Source organism: Micrococcus sp. HMSC31B01 (assembly GCF_001816085.1).
GTDB lineage: Bacteria > Actinomycetota > Actinomycetes > Actinomycetales > Micrococcaceae > Micrococcus > Micrococcus luteus.
The window spans coordinates 1-4,189 of sequence record NZ_KV825151.1 but is presented as its reverse complement, the minus strand read 5'-3'; the positions used below and the strand labels follow the sequence as shown (position 1 = coordinate 4,189).

Below are 4,189 nucleotides of genomic sequence, written 5' to 3'. Positions count from 1 at the left end.
GGCGGGCGACCTGCGGCAGGTCGTCCTTGAGGACGCTGACGCGGCCCACGAGGTCCTCCAGCGCGGCGAGGTCGACGGAGGGCACCCCGCCGGTGCCGCGCAGCTTCACGGCGGCGCGGGGGGCGCGGACCATGCGGGCCACGTCCCGGTCCGTGAGCGGGGGCACGCGGTGCACCCAGTCCCCCAGCAGGTCCGTGGCGTCGCCGGCGATGCCGAAGGAGACCACGGGGCCCAGCAGCGGGTCCTCGAGCGCCGTGAGCATGCAGGCCTGGCCGGCGGGGGCCATGGCCTGGACCTCGAGCTCGCGCACGCCGAACGGCGCGAGCAGACGGCGCATGTGCTCGACGTTGCGGCGCAGGGAATCGGCGTCCACCACGTTCAGGCGGACGCCGCCCAGGTCGAGTCGGTGCCGCAGGTGGGGGTCCACGGCCTTGAGCGCCACGGGGAAGCCGAGCCGCTCGGCGGCCGCCACGGCCTCGTCGGCGGTCTCGAACCGGGCCGAGGGCAGCACGGTGATCCCGTAGTGGCCCAGCAGCGTCTCGGTCTCCTCGTCGGAGAGCCGGACGAGTTCGGTGCCCTCGGCACGCGCGGCGGCCGCCTCCACGAGCTCCTCGGCCTCGTGCGGGTGCAGGCCGGTCGGCTCGAGCGGCTCGCCGACCTCCTGGCGGCGCCAGTGGACGTAGTCCGCGAGCGCGCCGAGCACGGTCATGGCCTGCTGCGGCGACGGGTAGAAGGGCAGGCCGGGCTGCAGGGAGCCGGGCTCGGCGTCGTCACCCACGGGCCCGGTGGCGCCGAGCGTGGCGCCGCGGTAGCGCGGGGAGACGACGTCGGTCAGGCAGCCGAGCACGGGGATGCGGGCGTCCCGGGTCGCGTCCGCGAGGGCGTGGGCCAGCCGCTCCGGCTCGTCGTCCGCCTGGTGCAGGCCGAGGCGGGCCAGCACCACGACGGCGTCGGCCTGCTCGTGGCGGACGGCGTCCCGGACGGCGGAGACCAGCGTCTCGGCGGGCGGGGCGATGCCCTGTTCGCTGCCGACGAGGCCGACGGTGGCCGTGACCTCCAGCCCGGCCTCGGCCGCGGCGTCGCGGCCCAGCCGGTCCAGGGCGAGCGAGTCGGCCACGAGGACGACGCGGTGGCCCGTGGGCAGCGGCTGGCTGGCCACGGCCATGAGGATGTCGAGCATGGCCTCGTGCGTGTGGGCCTCGAGCACGCCGGTCTGGTCGAGCATCGAGTCCACGGCGCCCTCGGGGGCCTGGGTGGTGCGGGTCTCGTGGCCCGGGGGCAGGAAGCGCCCGGTGACGTCGGAGCGGACCACCACGACGGGCTTGGTGCGGGAGAGCCGCCGGGCGATGCGGGAGAACTTGCGCGGGTTGCCGAACGACTCGAGGTACACGCCGACGGCGGCGGTGTGGGGGTCCGCCTCGAAGAACTGCATGGCGTCGTTGCCCGAGACGTCCGCACGGTTGCCGGCGCTGATCGAGGTGGAGATCCCCACCCCGCGGCGCTTGACGCCGGCGGAGACCATGGCGCCGACGGCGCCGGACTGGCTGAACAGGCCGACGGGGCCGCGCTGGGCCAGGCCCGGGGACGGGGAGGCGTTGAGGCGGATCGCGGGGTCGGTGCGGACCAGGCCGGCCGAGGCCGGGCCGATCACACGCATGCCGTGGGCGCGGGCGCGGGAGACCAGGCGGCGCTGGGCCTCGAGCCCCTCGGCGCCGGCGTCGGCGTAGCCCGAGGTGAGGACCACGAGGCCCTGGGCCCCGGCCGCGGCGGCCTCGGGGATGAGGGCCTCGACCTCGTCGGCGGGCACGGCGACGACGACGAGGTCGACCGGCTCGCCGATGTCGGCCAGGGAGCGGTGGGCGGTGAGGCCCTGGACGTCCTCGGCGGCGCGGTTCACGGCGTGGACGGCTCCCGTGAAGCCCGCCTCGAGGACGTGGCGCAGCACGAGCGAGCCGACGGCCTGCGGATCGCGGGAGGCGCCGACGACGGCCACGGACGCGGGCTCGACCAGCTCGGCGACGCTGCGGGACTCGGCGCGGTGCTCGCGGGACTCGACGACGGCGCGCCACCGGGCGGTGGGGTCGATGGGGAACTCGACGGCCACGACGCCGTCCTCGAACCGGCGGGTCACCTCGAAGCCGGACTCCTGGAACACCGAGAGCATCTTGCGGTTCTCGGGCAGGACCTCGGCGGTGAAGCGGCGGATGCCGTTCTCGCGGGCGGCCACGGCCAGGTGCTCCATGAGGATGGAGCCCAGCCCGCGGCCCTGCGCGGCGTCGGAGATGTTGAAGGCGACCTCCGCGGCGTCGGAGTCCCCGTAGCGGTCGTAGCGGCCCACGCCCAGCAGGCGGCCGCCCCGGGTGATCACGAACGCCACCCGGTCCCGGTGGTCCACGTGGGTGAACCGGTCCAGGTCCTTGGCGCTCAGCTCGGACTTGTACGTGAAGTAGCGCAGGTAGATGGAGTTCTCGGACTGCCCGGCGTGCATGCGCTGCAGCTCGGCGGCGTCCTCGGGCGAGATGGGCCGCAGGTGGGCCGTCGCACCGTCACGGAGCACCACATCGGCCTCCCAGTGGGAGGGATATCCGCGGACGGCTTCGGTCTCACCCATAGGATCACTGTAGACAATCCCCGACGCCGTGAGGACTCCCCGACCACCATGATGGCCCGTTCATCCCGTTCCCGCCCCGCCGAGCAGGACGCCCCGCGCCCGCTGCCGCTGGAGCAGGAGAACATCGTCGACGTCGACGTCTCCGAGGAGATGGAGGCGTCCTTCCTCGAGTACGCCTACTCGGTGATCTACTCGCGCGCCCTGCCGGACGCGCGCGACGGCCTCAAGCCGGTGCAGCGGCGCATCCTCTACATGATGGCCCGCATGGGCCTGCGCCCGGACCGCGGCCATGTGAAGTCCGCCCGGGTGGTAGGCGAGGTGATGGGCAAGCTGCACCCCCACGGCGACGCCGCGATCTACGACGCGATGGTCCGCCTCGCCCAGCCGTTCTCCCTGCGTCTGCCCGTGGTGGACGGGCACGGCAACTTCGGCTCGCTCGACGACGGCCCCGCGGCCCCGCGCTACACGGAGGCCCGCATGGCCCCGGCCGCCCTGGCGCTCACCGCGGACCTCGACGAGGGCACCGTGGACTTCGTCCCCAACTACGACAACCAGCTCCAGCAGCCGGCCGTGCTGCCCGCCGCCTACCCCAACCTGCTTGTCAACGGCACCACCGGCATCGCCGTCGGCATGGCCACGAACATGGCCCCGCACAACCTGCGCGAGGTCGTGGCGGGCGCGCGCCACCTGCTCGCGGACCCCGAGGCGGACCTCGAGGCGATCATGGCCCACATCCCCGGCCCCGACCTCCCCTCGGGCGGCCGGATCGTGGGGCTCGACGGCGTCCGCGACGCCTACGCGACCGGCCGCGGCACGTTCCGCATGCGAGCCGCTGTCGCCGTGGAGCAGGTCTCCGCGCGTCGCACCGGCCTGGTCGTCACCGAGCTGCCGTACGGCGTGGGCCCCGAGAAGGTCATCGAGCGGATCAAGGCCGGCGTCGACGCGAAGAAGCTCAGCGGCATCGCCGACGTCGTGGACCTGACGGACCGCAAGAACGGGCTGCGCCTGCAGATCGAGCTCAAGTCCGGGTTCAACCCCCAGGCCGTGCTGGCCGCCCTGTACCGGCACACCCCGCTCGAGGAGACGTTCGGGATCAACAACGTCGCGCTCGTCGACGGGCAGCCGCAGACCCTGGGCCTGCTGCCCCTGCTGCGGGTCTACGTGGACCACCGTCTGGACGTGGTGCGGCGCCGCACGGGGCACCGCCTCGGCAAGCACCGCGATCGTCTCCACCTCGTCGAGGGCCTGCTGCTGGCGCTCGTGGACATCGACGAGGTCATCGAGATCATCCGTTCCTCGGACGACACCGCGGCCGCGCGCACCCGCCTCATGGGCGTCTTCGACCTCACCCAGGTGCAGGCCGACCACATCCTGGAGCTGCGGCTGCGCCAGCTGACGAAGTTCTCCCGCATCGAGCTGGAGGCCGAGCGCGACGAGCTGCAGGCCGCGATCGCCGAGCTCGAGGCGATCCTCGCCTCCGACGCGCGGCTGCGCGAGGTGGTCTCGGCCGAGCTGCAGGCCGTGGCCGACGAGCACGGCGACGACCGGCGCACGGTCCTGCTCGAGGCCGAGACCGCC

At 74.1% G+C, this 4,189-nt stretch carries 2 protein-coding genes; one reads left to right on the top strand and one right to left on the bottom strand.

The window, feature by feature from the left end; genetic code table 11:
- The coding region (locus HMPREF3105_RS06975; protein WP_070709043.1) for a bifunctional acetate--CoA ligase family protein/GNAT family N-acetyltransferase at positions 1-2,611 on the bottom strand (2,611 nt) is incomplete at its 3' end.
- Positions 2,612-2,659: 48 nt separating this feature from the next.
- On the opposite strand from HMPREF3105_RS06975, the gene HMPREF3105_RS06970 reads away from it, so the two are divergent.
- A partial coding sequence (locus HMPREF3105_RS06970) for a DNA gyrase/topoisomerase IV subunit A (RefSeq protein WP_371441103.1) occupies positions 2,660-4,189 on the top strand: 1,530 nt, incomplete at its 3' end.